This is a genomic window from Lentzea chajnantorensis, assembly GCF_054300775.1.
This window is the reverse complement of sequence record NZ_JBSDZT010000002.1, coordinates 328,677-347,597: the sequence shown is the minus strand read 5'-3', so window position 1 is coordinate 347,597 and position 18,921 is coordinate 328,677. Positions and strand designations below refer to the sequence as shown.

The following is an 18,921-nucleotide window of genomic DNA, read 5'->3' as shown; positions in this document are numbered from 1 at the left end:
TGTGCTCGCGGTGGTGATGAAGCCCGATTCCGTGGTCGAGCTGGTCACGAAAGAGCTGCACCCGATGTGGCGCACGGAGAACGAACGCGTCGAGCGGATCGACAAGTGGCAGGGTGGCCACAACGAGGACATCGAGCTGCCGCGCGAGACCACCCGCGAGCACCGCCAGCTGCGCAGGCTGGCCCAGTCGCCGTGGCTGCGCCTGGTCACCAAGGCCGTGGTGCAGGGGATGTACGTCGACTCCTACCGTTCGCCGCTGCACCCGCCCGGCAAGGACGGCGACGCCTTGTCGGGGCCGTGGTGGACGTGGTGCGCCAACCGGATGCCGGTGCGGCAGATCGCGCTGCACCGCGCGATGGTCTCGTTCGGCCTGGCCTACACGATGGTGCTGCCGGGCGAGCTGCGCGGCCGGCGCACCGCCGCGATCACCGTGCACTCGCCCAAGCGCATGATCGCCGGGTACAAGGACCCTGGCAACGACGACTTCCCGATGTACGCGTTGGGTGTCGAGCCCAGCGGTGGCAAGCAGATGTTGCAGTTCGTGGACGAGATGGACGTGCACTACCTGTCGTGCGACAGCGACGGGTCCAAGGTGGAGTACATCGAGCACCGCGGTGAGCACGGTCTCGGCCTGTGCCCGGTGATCCGGTACGCCAACGAGCTCGACACCGAGGGCAACGCGACCGGTGAAGTCGAGCCGTACATCGGCAGTGCCGCGCGCATCGACAAGACCACGTACGACAGGCTTTTGGCCCAGCACTACAACTCGTGGAAGATCAGGACGGCCACCGGCATGGCCAAGCCGGACAGCGACGAGGAAGAGAACAAGGCCGCAATGTTGTTGCGGCACGGCGATTTGCTCGTCAATGAGAACCCGGAAGGTCGTTTCGGCACGCTCGACGAGACCGACATCAGCCCGATGGTCGCCGCGTGGCGCGCGGACGTGGAGGCGCTGGCCGCGGTGTCGCAGACCCCCGCGCACGAGCTCACCGGCCAGCTGGTCAACCTCAGCGCGGAAGCGCTGGCGGCGGCCCGTGCCGGCCTGCGCGCCAAGACCGCCGAGTCGAAGGTCTCCGCGGGCGCGTCGCACGTGCAGACGCTGCGCACTGCGGCGCTGATCGAGGGCAACGACGCCGACGCCGAGGACATGCTCGCGCGCGTCACGTGGCAGGACACCGAGGTCCGCTCGCTCGCGCAAGCGTCGGACGCGCTGGGCAAGGCGGCCACCATGCTGCAGATCCCGGTGCAGGCCCTGTGGGGCATGCTGCCCGGCGTCGAGAAGTCCGACGTGGACGAGTGGGTCAAGCTCATGCGGCCCGGCGCGCTGGAGCAGCTGCGCGAGGAGCTGGCGCGCCAGGCACGCGGCGAGCTCGACCCGCCGGCCGACCCGGACGAGGAGTAGGCGGTGGCTGTCACCGCGCGAGGCCGCGCCGCGACCGCCCGCCAGCGCACCGCCCAGCTCTCGATCCGGGCCATGCTGCTGGCCGACCTCACCGACCTGTGGGGCCTGCTCGATCCGCAGCGAGTCGACGAGACCGTGGGCGGCTGGCTCGGGCGTTCGCTCGACGCCGTGGCCCGCTACCGGCGCAAGTCGGCACGCTCGGCCGCGGACTACTACGCCGAGCTCCGCCGCGCCGAGATCGGCGAAGCGGAGCGGCCCGACGTCGTCGAGCTCGACGAGCCCACGCGGGCCCGGATCGCCACGTCGCTGATCGTGACCGGCCCGACCGAGGTCCGGTCACGGCTGCAGGCCGGCGAACCGGCCGAGCAGGCCGCGGAGTCGGCGTTGGTGGCGGTGCAGGGCGCGGCGGGCCGTCACGCACTCGACGGCGGACGGCAGACGCTCACGGCCGCCGGAGAACAGGACCAGAAGGTCGTGGCGTACTCGCGGGTGACGAGCGCTGACGCGTGCTGGTTCTGCCGGATGCTCGCCAGCCGCGGGTTCGTCTACTTCACCGACCACAGCGACACCAACGCGCGGTTCGTCGGTGACGGCCTGGCGAAGTTCCACGACTTCTGCGCGTGCTCGGTCGAACCCTCGTTCGTCGAGGACGCGGCACTGCCGGCCGCCGCGCAAGCGCACGCCGCGCTGTGGAAGAAAACCACCAAGGGTCTGGGCGGTGAGCGGGCACGGCTGGCGTTCCGGCGCGCCGTGGAAGGCCGGTCGCTGCCGGACGACCCGATCAACCGCACGTAGCGGTTCCCGGTTTCCCGTGCCCCGGAGGCGCGGGGTTGCGCGGCATTCGCCGCGAGCTCCATCCCGGCTGACGCCCCTGGAGGGCTCAGCGGTGCGGCATCCGCCGCGAGACACACCCACCTGACGCCCCTGGAGGGCTCATGCGTGACACCACCGTGCCCGTGCACCCCACATTGATCGACCCGGCCACCGGCGAACCGCTGGAGGCGCTCGCGGTGATCGGCGGTCGCCCGGTCTGGCCCGTGCTCGGCGGGTCCGGCGAGGACGAGGACGACGACCAGGACGACGACGAGGGCCAGGAGCCCGACGACGACGCCGACGACGACCAGGACGACGACGCCAAGTCCGGCAAGGGAAAGCGGGCGGTGCGGAAGAAGAACCAGGAGAACCAGAGCCTGCGCAGGCGACTGCAGGAGGCCGAGGAGAAGGCGAAGCAGTGGGATAGCCACGTCGCCAAGAGCAAGACCAAGGAGGAGCAGGACGCCGAGAAGCTGACCGAGGCCGAACGGCTCGCCAGCACCTCGCAGTCCGAGCTCATCCGGCTGCGGGTGGCTCTGCGCAAGGGCCTCACCGAGAAGCAGGCGGCCCGCCTGGTCGGCGAGACCGAGGAAGACCTCGAGGCCGACGCCGATGAGTTCCTGGCCGAGCTCGGCGGCGACGGCAAGTCCGACAAGGACGACCGGACCGAGAAGGTCAAGAACCGGCCGCGCACCCGGCTCAAGGGCGGCGGCCGTCCCGACGAGGAGCCCGACGAGACCGACCCCCGCAAGCTCGCCGCCAAGGTCGCGCGGCGCGGTGGCGGACGCGGGTTCTGACCCCCTTTCACCGCACGGCCACGGGGCCGCTCGCGGTCCCCTGATCACCACTTGAGGAGGCACCCGTGGCCATCACGGTGCAGAAGGCAACTAAGATCGCCCGCACGTCGCTGGGTCTGCTGGAGCGCGAGATCGTGCTCACCACCACGGTGTGGCGCGACGCGGGCGGCGACTTCGCCGGTGCGAAGGACGACACGATCACCCTGCGGGTTCCGGCCCGTGTGAAGGCCCGCACCCGCACCATGCGCGGTGCGCGGCCCTCGGCGTCCGAGGGCGACGGCGTGATCGTGCTGGACAACCTGGCCGAGACCAAGGTCGACATCACGCTCGACATGCACATCTACTCGGCAGTCGGCGTCACCGACGAGGAACTGACCCTCGACGTCACCGACTTCGCCGGCCAGGTCACCGGCCCGCAGCTGCGCGGTGTCGTCGAGGGCGTCGAGGACGCGCTCGCCGCGGAGATGACCGGCGCGACCTACGCCACCACGCTCACGCTCAACCAGACCGACCCGTACAAGACCGCCGTGGCCGCCCGCAAGGCGCTCAACAAGGCCAACGTGCCCGGCACGGACCGGTACCTGATCGTCGGCAACGACGTCGAGGAGTTCTTCCTGAACTCCGACCGGCTGTCCAAGGTGGACACCTCGGGCTGGTCGGAGACGCTGCGCGAGGCCGTGGTCGGCAAGATCGCCGGGTTCGTCGTGCTGGTGTCCCAGGCCATCCCCGACACCGTGGCGTTCGCGTACCACCGCACCGCGTTCGCCCTGTCGCTGCAGGCGCCCAAGGTGCCGCAGGGCGCCACGGTCGGCCGCTCGGAGACCTTCGAGGGCCTGGCGTTGCGCTGGCTGCTGGACTACGACCAGCGCAACGCCCAGGACCGCTCGATGGTCGACGTGTTCGCCGGCGTCAACGCCGTCATCGACGGCACCCCCACCAACGAGGTCCAGACGCTGACCATGACGGGCGGCCCGACCGGCGGCACCTGGACGGCAACGCTCAACGGCCAGACCACCGGCGCGATCCCGTTCAACGCGGCGGCGTCGGCGGTGCGCACGGCGCTGGAGGCGCTGTCCACGATCGGCGCCGGCAACGTGACGGTCACCGGCGCGAACGGCGGCCCGTACACGGTCACGTTCGTCGGGGCGCTCGCGGGCGCCAACGTCAACGCGATGACCGCGTCCGGCGCGGGCCTGACCGGCGGCACGACGCCCAGCGTCGCGGTCACCACCACCCAGGCCGGTGGCGTCTCGCAGTTCGTGCGCGCCGTCAAGATCGTCCTCTGATCATGTTGCCGTCGCTGGCATCGGTGGCGGCGCTGGAGAAGCGGATCGGCGTCGAGGTCGGCACCCTGGCCGGTGTCGACCTCGCACGCGCCGAGACCGACCTCGAAGACGCCTCGAACCTGGTGCGCGCCGAGACCGGCAAGGACTGGGTGGACGGGGCGGGCGCCGCGAACGCCCCCGGCCCGCTGGTCACGGTGGTGCTGCGGTCGGCCAAACGCTGCTACCGCAACCCCGACGAACTGTCCTCGGAGTCCGAAGAGGGCTACACGTGGCGGCGTGAGGGTGACGCGGTCACCCCGTACCTGACGGAGTCCGAAAAGGACATCTGCCAGCGGTACGCCTCCACCCGCTCCGGCCTGCACACCGTGTCGACCACACGCAGCCGCGGCAGGTTGCGCACCGAGGTCGTGCTCATCCCCACCAGCCAGGGCGGGGACGCCTTCGCCGCGTTCGACCCGGACGACGTCGGACAGGGGGAAGACTGGTGAGCCTGCTCGACCAGCACAACGCCGCGGTGGTCGTCTACCCGCAGGTCCTCGGCACCGACCCGTACGGGAATCCGCAGTGGACACCGTCGCCGGATGGCGTTCCGGTGCTGGCGATGGTATGGCCGGTCTCCGCGCAGGAGCTGGCCGGCACCGGGCAGCAGGCCGGTGAGGTCTACCGGATGCGGCCCAAGCGCGGTGTGCCCTGCCCGGCCGGGCCGTGGGCTCAGGTCGAGTGGGACGGCCGCCGCTGGGACGTCGAGGGCGAGCCCACTCGGTACGCCCGCGGCCGGGGCACCCGCCGCACCGTGGTGACCCTGCGCACCCAGATCCCGAGAGGAGGCTGACGTGGCACAGGTCTACAAGGACTGCGCTTCCACGATCGCTCACCTCGACGGCGTCACCGGCGCCGTGGTCGACGCGGCGGCGCCGATCCTCGCGAGGGCTCGCGCGAACCTCGCGAACCGTCGCGACGACGGCAGTCACGAAGTCGTGCTGCGGCTGGGCTCGTCGACCGACGCGTTCGTCGAGCTGGTCGGCCCGGCACCGCTGGCGCTGGAGCGCGGCCACTACGCCCGTGACGGCTCGTGGGTCGAGGGCGCGCACATCCTGCGCGACGCCGTGCAGCCCGGCGGGTGAGCCTGATGGGCTTGCCTCGCCTGCTGCCGCCCGCGCCGCTGGTGGTGCAGCAGGTGCTGCAGCAGCTCGCGCTGCCGCACCTGCCCGGCCTCCAGATCGGTACGCAACGCACCAACGTGTTCAGCCGGGTGCCGTTCCTGCTCGTGCAGGAGCTGCCCGGCGGCGCCGAACCGCACCCGGAGCTCTACGGCATCGCCTCGATCGCCGTGGAGGCCGTCGCCCGCGGCTCGGTCGCCGCTGCCGCCGACCTGGCCGAGCTCGCGCGCTGGGCGCTGTGGCGCGCGGTCGACGAGCAGGTCGTCGTCGCGGCCGGCCACCTGACGAGCTACGAGGTCACCGAGCGGCCCGTCGAGATCCGCGACGCCGGCGTCCCGGCCGACGTCTTTCAGTTCCGCGGAGTGTGGTCGCTCGGCTTCCGGGCGAACTGAACACCCCTACTCGGCACGCCCGGCGCTGCCGTCATCTGTCCACGGAGGACACAACATGGGCAAGGACAAGAGTGTCACGCTCGTGCCGGGCAAGGGCGAGTACTGGCTCGCCCCCATCGGCACCGCTTACCCGGCCGACCCCGACGACCCCGGTTCCTCGGGTTACACCGAGGTCGGTTACACCTCGCGCGAGAGCCCGATGCAGGTTGCCCGCGAGGGCGGCGAATCGACCGTGCTGGGTGCCTGGCAGGACGAGGCCATGCGCGACGACGTGTCGGCGGTCCGGCTGAAGGTCGCTTTCAGCCTGCTGCAGTACGACATCGCGTCGATGAAGCTCTACCACGGTTCGAATGCGGCTGTGGCCAGCGGACGATTGAAGCCGCCGAAGAAGCCGGTGCCCACCGAAGCGGTCTTGTTCATCAGGATCGTCGACGGTCCTCGGGCCCAGTACCGCTACTACGACCGGGTGTCGATCATCGGCGCGGACAGCGAGGAGTTCGACGTCGCACAGCTGGCGTCCATGCCGGTGGCGGCGACGATCCTCGGTGCCGACGGCAGCGACTACCTCGGCGAGCTGTCGGTGCCCGCGCCGATGGGCGCCAACGAGCTGCAGCAGATCGCCATCACGGGCGGCCCGACCGGCGGCACCTGGACGGCCACGCTCAACGGCCAGACCACGTCCGGCATCCCGTACAACGCGGCGGCCACGGCGGTGCGCACGGCGCTGGAGGCGCTGTCGACCATCGGCGCCGGCAACGTCACGTGCACCGGCGGCCCGCTGCCCGGCACCGCGGTCGTCGTCGAGTTCGTCGGCACGCTGGCCGGGGTCGACGTGCCGCAGATGACGACCTCCTCGGCGTCGCTGACCGGTGGCACCTCGCCCACCGTCGCGGTCACCACCACCACGCCCGGCGGTAGCTGACCCTCAGCGGCCCGCCGGCGCACGAGCAACGCCAGGGCGGGCCGCGGACCTCCCGCCCTGGCGTCCCCGTCCTGTGGTCCGCACTCAAGGTCCGTTCCACAGCTGGGAGATGATCGTGGGCACGAGGAAGACGTTCGCGCAGTTGCAGGCCGAGGCCGACGACCGGTACGGCAACTACGAGATCGAGCTCGACAACGGCGATGTGGCGGTGCTGCTGCCCCTGCTGCGGCTGCCCGACAGCAAGCGTGATCACATCGAGAAGCTGCTCGGGCAGATCATCGAGCTGCAGGACACGCCCAAGGGCGAGGACACCAAGGGTCGCTCGGCGCAGCTGCGTACCGCCGTGCGCGAGTTCTTCCGGCAGGTGGCGCAGACCAAGAAACCGGTCGACGAGCTGCTGCGGCGCTGCGGTGACGACCTCGGGCTGCTGCTGACGCTGATCGAGGACTTCGTGGCGGCGACCCAGGCGGGGGAAGCCTCGACCTCGCCGAGCTGATCGAGCGGCACGGCGAGGCTATCGAGTTCGACCTCGCGCACTACTGCCACACCCGGCTGTCCGACGTGTTCCGCGACGGCACCCCGGTAACCCCGCGGCACGTCCTGGCGCTGCTGCGCTACCTGCCGGAGGGCTCCGCGTACGTGGCGGAACTGCTGGGCGGCCAGCACATGCGGTCCTGGACCACGCCGGTGGAGATCGCCGCGCAGACCCGCGACGCCACCGGCACCGGCGGCTACAAGTCCAAGCTGCCCCGGCCTGAGCAGCCGCACCGCGTGGCAACGCTGGACGAAGCACTCCCGATCTGACCCAGCAACGCGGATACGGGGGTGATTCCTCGTGGCCGAAAGCTCTGGTGGCACCGGCGCGGTGATCGTTGCTCGCGCCGGTGTGCGCATCCTGCCCGACACCACACGGTTCGGGCCCGCGCTCAGCAAGTACCTCACGCGGGTCGAGCAGCGCACCGTCCTGAACGTCGGCCTCGGCGTCAACGAGAAGGCCGAGAAGAAGTTCCAGGCCGAGCTGCAGAAGCTGGTCGGCCGGGCCGAGAAGGTCACCGAGGTGGCGATCCCGGCCACATTGGACGGTGCCGCCGCCGAGCGTGACCTCAAGGTCCTGGCCGCCCAGCTCAAGTCCCGCGCACCCAAGGTCGACGTCGACCTCGACGTCGACCGCGCCGGGCAGATCCGCAAGGCCATCAGCGCATTCACCCGCCTGGGCGGCGGTGTCGCTGGCACGACGCTCAAGATCGGCGCGTTCGCGGCGGTCGCCGGGGCGGCGGTCAACGGCGCGGTCGGCGTCACCGCCGCGGTGGCGGCGATGTCCGGGGCGCTGGCCGCTGTCCCGGCGTTCGGTGTCGCGGCTGCGGCCGGCGTCGTCGCGCTCAAGGTCGGCTTGTCCGGGTTCGGCGAGGCACTCAAGCAGGTCGGCGACCCGGAGAAGTTCGCCGAAGCGCTCAAGCAGCTCTCGCCCGCCGCCCAGTCGGTGGCACGCGAGTTCGAGCGGCTGCAGCCGGCGTTCAAGGCGCTGCGCGAGCAGGTGCAGGATGCCCTGTTCAGCCAGCTCAAGGACCAGCTGACCGACACCGCGAATGTGCTTCTCGGCCCGCTCAAGGCCGGTATGTCGGCGGTGACGGCCGAGGCGGGCCAGCTCGCCGCGGCCCTGCTCGGCGTGGCGCGCGAGTCCAAGACCGTCGACCTGCTCTCGGGTGCGTTCGACACGGCGCGCGGTGCGATCGCCTCGACGCGTGACGGCGTGATCGCGGTGGTCCGCGGGTTCCGCGACCTCGCCACGGCGGCCCTGCCGGCGGTGTCACGGCTGGCGCAGTCCGCGAACAGCACAGCGGTGGCGTTCGGGCAGTGGCTGACGCGGATCAGCGAGTCCGGGCAGGCCATGCAGTGGATCACCGACGCCGCGGCGGCACTGCGCCAGGTCGGTGGCCTGCTGCGCCAGGTCGGCGGGATCGTGCACGCGGTGCTGTCGGCGGCCACCGACGAAAGCTCCGGCCTGACCGGCACGCTGACCGAGCTGCTGCGCTCGGTCAACACGTTCTTGTCCGCCGGTGAAGGCCGCGACGCGCTGCTGTCGGTGATGCGGGCGCTGCGCGAGGCCGGTCAGGTCCTGGCCCCGGTGATCGAGTCGCTGGTCAAGGCGCTAGGCCGCATCGTCGAGCCTGCCGCCAAGATCGCCAAGGCGCTGGGACCCGGCGTCACGAAGCTGATCGACGGCCTCGGCCAGGCGCTCGCCAAGCTCGGACCCGGCCTGGAAACCGTGGCGCAGCAGCTGTCCGATGCGTTCGCGGACCCGCGGATCTCGGAGTCGCTGATCAACCTCGGGCAGGCCCTGACCGACGTGCTGATCGCCGCCGCGCCGCTGATCCCGCCGCTGGCCCGGCTGGCGGAGCTGGTCGCGAATGTGTTCTCCCGCAACCTCACCACGTCCATTCCGATCGTGCGCAAGTTCGCGGCGGGGCTGGCGCTCGTCATCGACAAGGCCGCCACCGGGGCGGACTGGATCAACAAGCTGGCCAACGACTTCTCCCGCTGGCTGTACTTCGACAAGATCGGCGGGGCGCTGTCCGACGCCGGTGCGGCCATCGGCCGGCTGATCGGCTGGTTCACCGACTTCGGCGACGCGGTGTCGTCGCTGAGCCTGTCGGACTTCACCGGCGCCCTGTCCGGTGCCGCTTCGGCGGTCGGCCGCTGGCTGTCCGACCTGGGCGACCAGGCCTCCTCCGGACTGTCGTCCTTTGTGGACAGCGTCGTGGTCTGGTTCCAGGAGCTGCCCGGCCGGATCGTCACCGCCGTGCAGCAGCTGCCCGGCGTGCTGTGGCGGCTGCTGCACGACGCGTTCATCTTCGCGGCGACCGCCGTCGGTACCGGCATCGGGTACATCGTCGGCGCCCTGGTCGCGCTGCCGATCGCGTTCGCGAAGCTGGGCGGCGAGCTGGGGTTGCTGCTGTGGCAGCAGCTCACCGCCGCCTGGGAGTACGCGACGACCGCGATCAGCACTGGCGTCGACAACGCCGTCACCTGGGCGTCGTCGCTACCGGGCCGCATCCTCACCGCGGTGGTCTCGCTGCAGACGATGTTGGGCACCTGGGCGCGCTCGGCGTGGGAGTGGGCTTCCACGACCGGACTCGCCGCCGCCGAGCAGGCCCTCGCCTGGGCGGCTGGCCTGCCAGGGCGCATCGTGTCCGCGGTCGGCTCGCTGGCCGCGTCGCTGGGCGCCTGGGCGTCCAACGCCTGGAGCTCGGCGCGCTCGGCCACGGTGTCGGCCGGTGAGGGCATCCTGGCATGGGTGGCCTTGCTGCCGAGTCGGATCGTTGCGGTGCTGGGCAACCTGGGCTCCCTGCTGATGGAGTCCGGCAGGGCGCTGATCCGCGGCTTCATCGACGGGATCAAGTCGATGTTCGGCGCGGTCAGCGATGCCGCGTCCGGCATCGTGCAGACGGTCAAGGACTTCTTCCCGCGCTCACCCGCCAAACGGGGCCCGCTGTCGGGGTCCGGCTACACCGACCGCTCCGGTATCGCGCTGGCAAGGGACTTCGCTTCCGGCATGCGGTCCGGTGTGCCGCTGGTCGTCTCGGCGTCGAGGGAGCTCACCCAGGCGGTGCGGCTGTCCGGAGACGGGATCACCACCACCGGCGACGGCACGACGCAGGCCGGCGGGATCACGGTCACCCAGCACATCGACGCCCGCGGCGCAGACGCCGACTCGGTGATCAGCACCAGTGAGAACCGGCTTCTGCACGCGCTGAGGAGGTGACGAGCTGGTGGGCCTGCGGGTGAAGTGGCTGCTGGACGGCTTGTGGTTCAACGACGGGACGGACGGCGACGGTGCACAGTGGACGGTGGAGGCAGAGGAGGGCTGGTCGGGGTCTCCGGCCAACGCCGACACCGCCCGCATCATCAGCCTGCGCGGCTGGGTGTGGGCACCGGACTGGGAGACACGGCGCCGTGCTGAGCACCGGCTCGCAGCGCTGTGTCTCGACCCCGCCCGGCCGGACCGGCTCTGGGAGCTGCGGTGCACCGAGGAGACCGGCGACCTGTCGGCCTGGGTGCGCCGCGACGCGGCCCCCATCGTCACGATCCGGCCCGGCGGGTCGGTGCTGGACTGGACGCTGCAGCTGCGGGCGCCGGACCCGCGCAAGTACGGCGTGCCGCGGTCGCTGCCGGTGTTGCCGCCGCAGTCCAGCGGTGGCCTGCCCTGGACGACCGGGCTGGACTGGTCGACGGGGCTGTCATGGGGGACGGTCGTCTCCACCGGCTCGGTGGTGCTGGCCAATCCGGGCTACGCGGACGCGCCGGTCCGGTTCGTGGTCAGCGGGTCCACTGTGCCCGGTGAGTCGCTGGTCAACCCGCGCATCAGCGCACCGCAGATCGACGGGTTGTTGCGCTACAACGACACGCTCACCACCGCCGCCGGCGCGGTGCCGTGGGTCGAGATCGACACCAACCCGAGGCGCCGCACGGTGCGGCTCGGCGGCACCGCGGACCGCCGCGCACGAGCGGCCGGGAGCAGGTGGTTCACGGTGCCCGCGCGCTCCGAGCTGCTGGTGGCTTTCGCCGCGGACTCGATGCCCGCGACCGCGCTCCTCACCGCCTACTGGTCCACCGCGCAGTGGTGACCGCGGCCCGCCCAACAGCGAAGGAGGTGGCCAGTGGCCGTTGACTACACGTTCGAGGACACTTGGACCCAGCCCGGCAACAACGCGATCGACGGCCGGTACCACGACGGTGCTTTCCTCGCGGTCGGCGCGAACGCGGTCAACCCGCTCTCGTCCTATCGGGACGGTGTGCTGCCCTCCGCGTACGGCGGTGGCCTGTACCTCGACCTGATGATCGTCCCGGACTCGCCGACGCCGGGCATGGCCGTGCGGTCCTACCTCGGGCAGTGCGTGATCAGCCGGTCCGGGCAGGGCCCGTACGTCTCGACGCTGCGCTCGACCGGCCGCATCGACCTGCCGGCCTCGTCGACCACCAACCCGCGCCGGGACCTCATCGTCGCCCAGGTGCTCGACGCCTCGATCGGCGACGCCGACACCCGCACCAGGCTGTGGAGCGTCACCGGCACCCCGGCCGGAACGCCGCTGCTGCCCGCGGTGCCCACCGGCGCCATCCCGCTGGCCGAGCTCGCCATCGCCGCGAACGCGACCCAAGTCACCTCGGCGAACATCACCGACCTGAGGCGCGCCGCGGGGATCAGGGGCGCGGTGCGGCTCATGCTGGCCGGCGACTCGCACTCCGACCCCGGTGTGCTGCCCGGTGAGGCGCGGTACTGCCGCACCCACCAGCAGATCGAGGTGTGGCGCGCGGACGGGCAGTGGCACGGCACCCAGCAGCTGCAGTACTCCACGCGCACGGTCGACACCTCCACCGGCACGCCGAACATCTCCGTGGCGACGATCTCGATCCCGGACCCCGGATGGCCGTACCGGCTCGACGTGTCCGGCTCGCTGGTGTGGTCGCAGGGCATCGGCACCCACTACGACCTCGGCTTGCGCCTGGACGGCACGCTCGGCGCCGTGCTGGGGCAGACCTACGGCGCGGTCAACGCCACCGGGGCGCTGCTCACCGACGTCATGCGCACCGCCACCGGCGCGTCCGACGCCACACTCACCGGCGCGCACGTCGTCCACATGAGCCTGGTGAGGCAGTCCGGAACGAACGCCGCGTTCGCGCAGACCTCGGCCGCGTACAACCTGCTGTCCTGCACGGTCATCCCCGTCTGACGGAAGGGGGAACACCGTGACGACCGCGCTGACCACGAGCTCCACCGACCTCGATCCAGGAACGCCGGCCGCGCCGCCGCCGACGTGGGAGCTGCTGATCGCCGAGACCCGCACCGGCGCGGTGGTCCGCGAGCTCCCGCTCGTGCGCGACTCGGTGCCGTCGTGGTCGCGCGGCGTCAACGCCCGCGGTGCGCTGACGGCGCAGATCCCCGTGTACTCCGAGATGATCGGCCGCGCCGAGCTGCGCGAGCTGCTGACCGACGGCGACCGCTACAGCCTCGCGTGGTGCACGGGCACGTGGGTCGCCCAGGCCGGGCCCATCGCGAAGGTCACTCCCACCCGGACAGAGGACCTGGTCGACTCCTACCTCACCGTGGAGTGTGGAGGGATCTGGACGCTGTGCGACGACCGCCCGGTGGGCCCGGCCGCCACGACGAACTGGACCTCGCCGGCCGCCGACACCACCCTCGGCCCGCTGTCCTGGCGGACCATCGTCCGGCGGCTGCTGGAGCAGATGGAGACCTGGACGGACTGCGAGCTTCCCGCTCGTGTACGAGCCGGACGTCGCGGGCACCTCGACCATCACCTACCCCGGCTACGACCTCGGCATGGTCGGGGAGCGCATCCACCAGATCACCCAGCGCCAGGACGGGTGCGACGTGGAAATGGCGCCCAGACTGACCGCGGACCGCACCGGCCTGGAGTGGGTGGTGCGCACCGGCAGCCCCTACCTCGGGCAGTCCGGAAGCCCGCACGTGTGGGCCTCCGGCAGCGACCTCGTCTCCGTCTCACCCACCACCGACTGGGTGCCCACGGCCACAGATTGGCTTGTGCCAGGCCAAGGAACCGAGCGAGGCAGGATCATCGGCGCCGCGCAGAACACCGCCAGGCGGGCCGCTGGGGCGCCACGACGGTGGCGCGTCGCCGCCGAGCACGGCTCGGTCACCGAGCTGGCCACGCTCACCGCCTACGCCACCGCCTACGCCGAGCTCTACGGCGGCGGCGCCATCGAGAACTGGACCGCCGTCGTCCACCTCGTCGGCGACGGCCCCGACGTGTCGAGCGTCGCGCCCGGTGATGACGCCCTGTTCTTCGTGATCGGTGAGCCGTGGCTCGCAGACGGCGACTACCGCCGCCGGATCATCGACCTCGGCCACGGCCCCACCCGCGACCAACTCGCGCTCACCCTTGCACCCGTCCCCCTCCGCTTCTAAGCAGGAAAGTGCCGCCATGCCACCAGAAGGCCGCTTGAGCACCGTCGCGCAGGTCCTCAACACGAAGTTCGACGAGGTGCGGGAACTCGCGCGCAAGACGCTCTATCGCGCTGTGATCTCCGCCGGCGGTCTGTTGATCCAGGATGACGGCGCGTTCGAGATCGTGACCTCCGCCGGGGTCTACACCCTGTACGCCAAGAAGGGGTTGGACGGCAAGCGCGAGTTCGGGCTCTTGAGGGACAACGGGACGTTCGTTCTGCGGACCCTCTCGACGTCGGGCTCGCAGGCATGGGCCTTGCACGACAACCTGAACAACATCGTCGTCAGCGACGACGGCGTGAGCGGTCAAGGCCTCGCGCGTCCCTCGTTGACCTGGCCAACGCGACGAATCCGGTTCGATGCCTTACCCAGCACCGATGCCAGCTCGTTCGAGGGCCTGGTCGATACCGGGTGGGTCTACAAGTCACACCCGAGGACCTACGTCCAGGTGGTCCACTGCGCGACGACGTCAGGGACCACTGGTGAGATGCGGCTCATGCTCGACGGGGTGCAGGTCGGAGCCACCCAGACGGTTGGCTTCGCCGTCACGTACGTGGACGTCGGGCCATTCGCGGTTCCGGGCACACACATGTCGCAGCACCGGTTGGTGCTGGAGTGCCGGCGTACCGGTGGCACCGGCCGGATCGGCGCGGACATGACGATCCGGAACGAGGCCTCATGACGGAGCCTCACGTCCCAGACCTGAGCGACGCGCCGGTGATCGACGCGTCGGACCCGGTCGCCCCCGCGACGCCGACCAGGCCCGCCATGTCGACGCCGAGAATGCCACCGCCCGCTGGCCTCCTCGACGGAGAACAGCGGGCGGAGGACGGCGGAGTCGAGTCCGCTACGGCGCAGTAGCTACGACCCGCACGGCACCGGCTGCAAGGTGACCGGGTCGGTGCACATCGGCGCCGGCACCGTCGGCGTGCCAGCGGGCGGCCGCGGCGTCTCCGTCGGCACCGGGTCCTGAGTCGTGGGTTCCGGATCGGCCACACGCGGCGCGGGCTGCTGCGCGGGCGGCACCTGCGGAGCCGGCGCCTGCTGCTGCGTGGTGCTCGGCAGCACCACGGTGGTCGTGGTCGGCGCGACGCTCGACGAGCTCGGCGTCGACACGGTGCTCGACGACGAGCTCGTCGGCAGCTGCTCGGTACCGGCCGGCGCGTCCCCGCCGCCAGACGCCAGCGCGAACGTGATCCCACCGCTGAGCAGCAGCGCGCCCAGCGCGCTGGCCGTCACCACGGCCGCCTTCCTCTTCACGTACAACCCCCTGAGCTCGGGGCCGCCCCGCGGCGGCCTCCCGCATATCTATCGGCATCAGGGACGCCCAGCGCTACGCCTCGGTCCCTTTTGTCCCGAAATTGACCCCTTTTGGAGGAGGTGACGGGTGGAGCAGATCGCCGCGCTCCTCGATTCCGTCGGCGGCCTGGTGCTCGCCGTCACCGGGCTGCTGGGTGCGCTCGCCGGGTGGCGCCGGACCCAGCGCACGGAGCGGCCGGCGGCAGCGCAGGGCGGTGCCGAACGCGTCGCCCAGGCGCTGGCCGAGGCCGCGGCCGACGGCGAGGTGACGCCTGACGAGATCGAGGCGGTCCTCAAGCACTTGCAGGACCCCAACAAGCCCAACGACCAGCGAGGAGGTGAGCAGGGGTGACCGCCGACGACCGGATCAGCACGGCCCTGCACCAGGCAGCCGAAGACGCACGCGACCGCAAGGGACATCGGTGGATGTGGGTCGGCCTGGCCGCTGCCCTCGCGGGTCTGGTGTGGCTGGCCATCGCGAACATCAGCCACACCAACGAGATCAGCGCGCTCGACCAGCAGCAGCGCGCCGCCGCAGAGGCCGCGCAGACGCTCGCCGGTCAGGTCCGCGAGCTCGGCGGCACGCCCGCCGTCCAGCCACCGGCCCCCGGCGAACGCGGCGAGCAGGGAACGCCCGGCCGCGACGGCGTCAACGGTCGTGACGGCACGAACGGCGTCACCCCGGCCTGCGTGTTCGAGTCCAGCCAGTGCCGCGGCGAGTCCGGCCGGGACGGCCAGAACGGCGCGGACGGCAAGGACGGCAAGGACGGCACCAACGGGGTCGACGGCAAGGACGGGCTCGACGGGCAGCCCGGCCGCGACGGCGTGCCGCCAGCGGGCTGGTCGTGGGTCGACGGCGACGGCCGCACCCAGTCCTGCGCTCGTGACGCCGGCAGCCCGGACACCGCGCCGACCTACACGTGCACCGCGGCGTCGACCGGGCCACCGGGCAGCACCACCACCAACCCGCCCCTACTCCGCTTCGGAGGCTGAGATGCCCGACTGGCGCGTTGCGCGCTCGCTCGACAAGCTGCTCGCCCAGCTCAACACGTTGGCGCCCAACAGGTCTCGCGCCTCGGATGGGTCCATTGGAGACGACGCGCACCGCGCGCAGGGCTCCGCAAGCGACCACAACCCGTGGTTCGTGCTGGCCAGCCAGCCGCTGGTGACCGCCCGCGACTTCACGCACGACCCGGCGGGCGGGCTCGACTGCGACCGGCTCGCCGCCGCGCTGATCGCGTCGCGCGACCCGCGGATCAAGTACCTGATCTGGCGGGGACGGCTGATGGACTCCCGCGCTGTCGCGGGCAACGGCTACCGCCCGTGGACCTGGCAGCAGTCCAGCGGGCACCACCAGCACCTGCACCTGTCCGTCATGGCCACCGCCAGCGCGGACGACACCCGACCCTGGGCTCTGCCCGGACTGACCAAGGAGGACGACGTGACAGCAGCAGAGGTGTGGACCACGCCGGTCCCGAGCCACAGCACTCCCAGCTACGCGCCACCGGCCCGCGTGTGGCTGACCACCAACGCGGCCAAGCTGGAACGGCTGCAGGCCTCGGTCGACAACATCGCCGGCGCGCTCACCGAGCAGCACTCGGAGCTGCTGGCCGCGGTGCGCGAGGGGCAGGACGAGACCACGCCGACCGACTACGAGCGGCTGGGCAAGAGCATCGCGGCGAACCTCCCCGCACCCACCGGCGGCGTGACGCCGCAGGACCTCGAACGCGAGCTCCTGGAGCTGTTCGCCCGCATCTACAACCTGGGCGGCGTGCAGCGCTCGCCCGGATCGGAGGTCTGAACGGTGAGCACCATCGACATCAACGGCCGGCCCCGCCCCATCCTGGAGCAGGTCCGCACGGTCGGATCGGCGGTCGCCCTGGCGGCCTCGGTCGTCACCAGTCTGGTCGGCTGGGGCGTCATCACCGCGGCGCAGGGCGACGCGCTCACCGGCTTGCTCGGCGCCATCCCCGGCGCCGTGACCCTGGTCGGCGCGGTCTACACCGCGTTCAGGGTGGCGAAGGCGGCCGAGCCGCTCGTGACCCCGGTCGAGGACCCGCGCGACAACGAGGGCCAGGCGCTCGTTGTCGCCCGGACCTTCGAGGACGGCCCCGACACCAGCGTGCTGCTGATCGAGCGGGACGACACGCCCTGACCGCTGCACCCGCTCAACGCTGAAGGCCCCCGCCCAGGTTCTCGAGAACCTGGGCGGGGGCCTTTTCGCCGTGTCCGGGTGGGTGCGGCGTCACCGTCCAGGGTTCGCCCAGCGGTGGCCCTGCTTGTCGACGATCCGCCCGCTGAAGCCCGGTGGCGGGGGCTTGAACCGGCTGCGGCGCGGCGGGTCCGGTTCGAACTCCGTCTGCTCGGTCTTCCCGATCGGCCACTCATGGTTCGGGTCGGTGCACCGATGGTTGCCGTCGGTGTGCGGGGCCAGCTCGCACCTGACTACGGCGGTTCTGGGCGGCGCTGCCAACGGCACGAACGTGTGGGTCAGCTGGGCGTCGCAGTTCTTCTCCGTCATGTCACAGCCTCAGCGGTCGTCGTAGGGCTGGTCGCCCGTCGCCGGTCCCGGCCGGGGGTCGGGACGGCCCTCGGTCTGCTGCTGCAGGAGGTCGGGGCTCGCCGGCGGCTGCACCGGCTGGGTGCCGTGCCGCAGGTCGTCGGCTTCTTCGTTCATTTCAACCCTTCCTTACATACCGTCCACATAGGTCTGTAGCTCGTCAGCCGCCGCGAAAAGCGTTGCACTGAAACCGAACGCTGCTTCGTAGGCTGTCCTCAGTGCCGCGATGGACGCGAGTGCTGCTGGGCTCTCGGAGCCAGCGAACGTCGTGTTCACCGTCGGCATGAAGTCGGTATCGAACCTCGCGATGATCGAGTCGGCCTCCGCGCTGGCGGCGAGAACCCGGTCGCGCAGGTCGGTGATCTGTGCGCGGATCTCTTCGAGGCTCACCTGTCGCGCGAGTCCTCGGCGACCGATGGCACGTACTGGCGTGGCGTCAACCCGTCCGCCCAGAAGGCTTGCAGGTCGCTCGTCTCGTGGAGGGCGTGCCGCGACGTGGAGACCGCCGGCCACTGCACGCCCTCGCGCTGCAGGAGCGCGGCGACGGTGAGGTCAGCGGTCACGGCGCAGGTCCTCCGGCTCCGGCTCCAGCTGCGCCGAGAAGCGGGCGGCGCTGCGTGCCTCCAGTCCGTCCGCGAGCTCGGCGGCCGGGGACGCCACGAGGCAGCCGGGGCACGCGGGCTGGTCAAGCACCGGCGTTACCAGCTCGCCGCACCGCGCCGTCTGCCGCCCGTGCTCGTCGTACCTGTTGTCGTCGTACCGCAGCTGGTGCCGCAGCCCCTCTGCGGTGGACTTCCAGGCGTGGCCCGGTGTTGCGGGGATGCTCACGACGACCTCACCAAGAACACGTCGGTGACGGGCGGCTGCGCGTCCTGGCAGTCGCAGGTGCGGCGGTGCACCTCGGCGATGCTGATCCACGTGACGATCAGCGACGACATGCCGTCGATCAGGTTCGCGAGGTAGCTCACCGCGAGCCCCTTCCCGTTGCCGTTCGGTTGGTGGGGCGCGGTGCCGCGTCGAGGGGGAGAGCGCACGGCACCGCGCCGTACGCCTGGCGCATCAGGACGACCGAGCGACGTCCTGAGTTGGTGTCGCGCCAGGCGAGCTTGGGGGGCACGCCCTGTCGAGCAGGCGTCCGGTAGGGCGTGCCCTGCGCCAGCTGCCGGAAGCTGGCGCAACACGACGACGGCGGGAACTGCTCGCCGCTCGCCGTCGTGGTGACCCGGCGCCACCGCACCGCGGCGTCGGGGCGCTTGCAGTTCATTCGGGCCGCGCGACGGGCGGCTGCTCGCGAGCAGCGTGTGCCGT

29 protein-coding genes are annotated in these 18,921 nt (G+C 71.4%); 21 read left to right on the top strand and 8 right to left on the bottom strand.

What is annotated here, in order from left to right; genetic code table 11:
• The first annotated feature begins 16 nt into the window (after positions 1 to 16).
• The 17 genes from ACVDFE_RS02145 (at position 17) to ACVDFE_RS02065 (ending at position 14,615) form a co-directional block, all read left to right on the top strand.
• Positions 17 to 1,402: a phage portal protein gene (locus ACVDFE_RS02145; RefSeq protein WP_458429399.1), complete on the top strand. Its 1,386-nt coding sequence runs from the start codon at positions 17 to 19 to the stop codon at positions 1,400 to 1,402.
• Positions 1,403 to 1,405: 3 nt separating this feature from the next.
• Complete coding sequence (locus ACVDFE_RS02140) at positions 1,406 to 2,197, top strand: VG15 protein (RefSeq protein ID WP_458429398.1); 792 nt, start codon at positions 1,406 to 1,408, stop codon at positions 2,195 to 2,197.
• Positions 2,198 to 2,337: 140 nt separating this feature from the next.
• Entirely contained in the window at positions 2,338 to 3,012 is a 675-nt protein-coding gene (locus ACVDFE_RS02135) for a hypothetical protein (protein ID WP_458429397.1), read from the top strand.
• Positions 3,013 to 3,077: 65 nt separating this feature from the next.
• On the top strand, positions 3,078 to 4,298 hold the full coding sequence (locus ACVDFE_RS02130; protein ID WP_458429396.1) for a hypothetical protein: 1,221 nt from the start codon (positions 3,078 to 3,080) through the stop codon (positions 4,296 to 4,298).
• 2 nt (positions 4,299 to 4,300) lie between these two features.
• Positions 4,301 to 4,786: a hypothetical protein gene (locus ACVDFE_RS02125; RefSeq protein WP_458429395.1), complete on the top strand. Its 486-nt coding sequence runs from the start codon at positions 4,301 to 4,303 to the stop codon at positions 4,784 to 4,786.
• Positions 4,783 to 5,130, top strand: a complete 348-nt coding sequence (locus ACVDFE_RS02120; protein WP_458429394.1) for a hypothetical protein — start codon at positions 4,783 to 4,785, stop codon at positions 5,128 to 5,130. Before ACVDFE_RS02125 ends, ACVDFE_RS02120 begins: the two co-directional genes overlap by 4 nt.
• Position 5,131: 1 nt before the next feature.
• Positions 5,132 to 5,422, top strand: a complete 291-nt coding sequence (locus ACVDFE_RS02115; protein ID WP_458429393.1) for a DUF5403 family protein — start codon at positions 5,132 to 5,134, stop codon at positions 5,420 to 5,422.
• 5 nt (positions 5,423 to 5,427) lie between these two features.
• Entirely contained in the window at positions 5,428 to 5,850 is a 423-nt protein-coding gene (locus ACVDFE_RS02110) for a hypothetical protein (protein WP_458429392.1), read from the top strand.
• 55 nt (positions 5,851 to 5,905) lie between these two features.
• Positions 5,906 to 6,772: a phage tail tube protein gene (locus ACVDFE_RS02105; RefSeq protein WP_458429391.1), complete on the top strand. Its 867-nt coding sequence runs from the start codon at positions 5,906 to 5,908 to the stop codon at positions 6,770 to 6,772.
• Between the two features lie 115 nt (positions 6,773 to 6,887).
• Entirely contained in the window at positions 6,888 to 7,268 is a 381-nt protein-coding gene (locus tag ACVDFE_RS02100) for a phage tail assembly protein (protein ID WP_458429390.1), read from the top strand.
• Positions 7,269 to 7,333: 65 nt separating this feature from the next.
• Complete coding sequence (locus ACVDFE_RS02095; RefSeq protein ID WP_458429389.1) at positions 7,334 to 7,576, top strand: hypothetical protein; 243 nt, start codon at positions 7,334 to 7,336, stop codon at positions 7,574 to 7,576.
• Between the two features lie 31 nt (positions 7,577 to 7,607).
• Positions 7,608 to 10,535 carry a phage tail protein gene (locus ACVDFE_RS02090; RefSeq protein ID WP_458429388.1) on the top strand — a complete coding sequence of 976 codons (2,928 nt, stop codon included), beginning with the start codon at positions 7,608 to 7,610 and terminating at the stop codon, positions 10,533 to 10,535.
• Between the two features lie 7 nt (positions 10,536 to 10,542).
• On the top strand, positions 10,543 to 11,397 hold the full coding sequence (locus tag ACVDFE_RS02085) for a hypothetical protein (RefSeq protein WP_458429387.1): 855 nt from the start codon (positions 10,543 to 10,545) through the stop codon (positions 11,395 to 11,397).
• A gap of 33 nt (positions 11,398 to 11,430) precedes the next feature.
• Positions 11,431 to 12,501, top strand: a complete 1,071-nt coding sequence (locus tag ACVDFE_RS02080) for a hypothetical protein (protein WP_458429386.1) — start codon at positions 11,431 to 11,433, stop codon at positions 12,499 to 12,501.
• 548 nt (positions 12,502 to 13,049) lie between these two features.
• A complete protein-coding gene (locus tag ACVDFE_RS02075; RefSeq protein WP_458429385.1) occupies positions 13,050 to 13,715 on the top strand; it encodes a hypothetical protein in 666 nt (221 codons plus the stop codon).
• A 34-nt stretch (positions 13,716 to 13,749) separates the two neighbouring features.
• Complete coding sequence (locus ACVDFE_RS02070) at positions 13,750 to 14,436, top strand: hypothetical protein (RefSeq protein WP_458429384.1); 687 nt, start codon at positions 13,750 to 13,752, stop codon at positions 14,434 to 14,436.
• Complete coding sequence (locus tag ACVDFE_RS02065) at positions 14,433 to 14,615, top strand: hypothetical protein (RefSeq protein WP_458429383.1); 183 nt, start codon at positions 14,433 to 14,435, stop codon at positions 14,613 to 14,615. Before ACVDFE_RS02070 ends, ACVDFE_RS02065 begins: the two co-directional genes overlap by 4 nt.
• Here ACVDFE_RS02065 and ACVDFE_RS02060 read toward each other — a convergent pair whose 3' ends face one another.
• On the bottom strand, positions 14,616 to 15,014 hold the full coding sequence (locus tag ACVDFE_RS02060; protein WP_458429382.1) for a hypothetical protein: 399 nt from the start codon (positions 15,012 to 15,014) through the stop codon (positions 14,616 to 14,618). It abuts the gene before it with no gap.
• Positions 15,015 to 15,141: 127 nt separating this feature from the next.
• Between ACVDFE_RS02060 and ACVDFE_RS02055 the strand changes: the two genes are divergently transcribed.
• The 4 genes from ACVDFE_RS02055 to ACVDFE_RS02040 are packed head-to-tail and all read left to right on the top strand — an operon-like array spanning position 15,142 to position 17,208.
• Positions 15,142 to 15,405: a hypothetical protein gene (locus ACVDFE_RS02055; protein ID WP_458429381.1), complete on the top strand. Its 264-nt coding sequence runs from the start codon at positions 15,142 to 15,144 to the stop codon at positions 15,403 to 15,405.
• Positions 15,402 to 16,046 carry a hypothetical protein gene (locus tag ACVDFE_RS02050; protein WP_458429380.1) on the top strand — a complete coding sequence of 215 codons (645 nt, stop codon included), beginning with the start codon at positions 15,402 to 15,404 and terminating at the stop codon, positions 16,044 to 16,046. Before ACVDFE_RS02055 ends, ACVDFE_RS02050 begins: the two co-directional genes overlap by 4 nt.
• 1 nt (position 16,047) lies before the next feature.
• Positions 16,048 to 16,854: a hypothetical protein gene (locus ACVDFE_RS02045; protein ID WP_458429379.1), complete on the top strand. Its 807-nt coding sequence runs from the start codon at positions 16,048 to 16,050 to the stop codon at positions 16,852 to 16,854.
• Positions 16,855 to 16,857: 3 nt separating this feature from the next.
• A complete protein-coding gene (locus ACVDFE_RS02040) occupies positions 16,858 to 17,208 on the top strand; it encodes a hypothetical protein (RefSeq protein WP_458429378.1) in 351 nt (116 codons plus the stop codon).
• Between the two features lie 90 nt (positions 17,209 to 17,298).
• On the opposite strand, the gene ACVDFE_RS02035 is transcribed toward ACVDFE_RS02040, so the two are convergent.
• The 7 genes from ACVDFE_RS02035 to ACVDFE_RS02005 are packed head-to-tail and all read right to left on the bottom strand — an operon-like array spanning position 17,299 to position 18,877.
• Positions 17,299 to 17,574, bottom strand: coding sequence for a hypothetical protein (locus ACVDFE_RS02035; protein ID WP_458429377.1), 276 nt, complete (start codon positions 17,572 to 17,574; stop codon positions 17,299 to 17,301).
• Between the two features lie 9 nt (positions 17,575 to 17,583).
• On the bottom strand, positions 17,584 to 17,730 hold the full coding sequence (locus ACVDFE_RS02030) for a hypothetical protein (RefSeq protein WP_458429376.1): 147 nt from the start codon (positions 17,728 to 17,730) through the stop codon (positions 17,584 to 17,586).
• A 12-nt stretch (positions 17,731 to 17,742) separates the two neighbouring features.
• Positions 17,743 to 18,003, bottom strand: coding sequence for a hypothetical protein (locus tag ACVDFE_RS02025; RefSeq protein ID WP_458429375.1), 261 nt, complete (start codon positions 18,001 to 18,003; stop codon positions 17,743 to 17,745).
• Positions 18,000 to 18,176: a hypothetical protein gene (locus tag ACVDFE_RS02020; protein WP_458429374.1), complete on the bottom strand. Its 177-nt coding sequence runs from the start codon at positions 18,174 to 18,176 to the stop codon at positions 18,000 to 18,002. The genes ACVDFE_RS02025 and ACVDFE_RS02020 overlap by 4 nt, the downstream gene beginning before the upstream one ends.
• A complete protein-coding gene (locus tag ACVDFE_RS02015; protein ID WP_458429373.1) occupies positions 18,166 to 18,441 on the bottom strand; it encodes a hypothetical protein in 276 nt (91 codons plus the stop codon). The genes ACVDFE_RS02020 and ACVDFE_RS02015 overlap by 11 nt, the downstream gene beginning before the upstream one ends.
• Positions 18,438 to 18,581 carry a hypothetical protein gene (locus tag ACVDFE_RS02010; protein ID WP_458429372.1) on the bottom strand — a complete coding sequence of 48 codons (144 nt, stop codon included), beginning with the start codon at positions 18,579 to 18,581 and terminating at the stop codon, positions 18,438 to 18,440. The genes ACVDFE_RS02015 and ACVDFE_RS02010 overlap by 4 nt, the downstream gene beginning before the upstream one ends.
• Complete coding sequence (locus ACVDFE_RS02005; RefSeq protein WP_458429371.1) at positions 18,578 to 18,877, bottom strand: hypothetical protein; 300 nt, start codon at positions 18,875 to 18,877, stop codon at positions 18,578 to 18,580. Before ACVDFE_RS02005 ends, ACVDFE_RS02010 begins: the two co-directional genes overlap by 4 nt.
• Positions 18,878 to 18,921 lie beyond the last annotated feature (44 nt).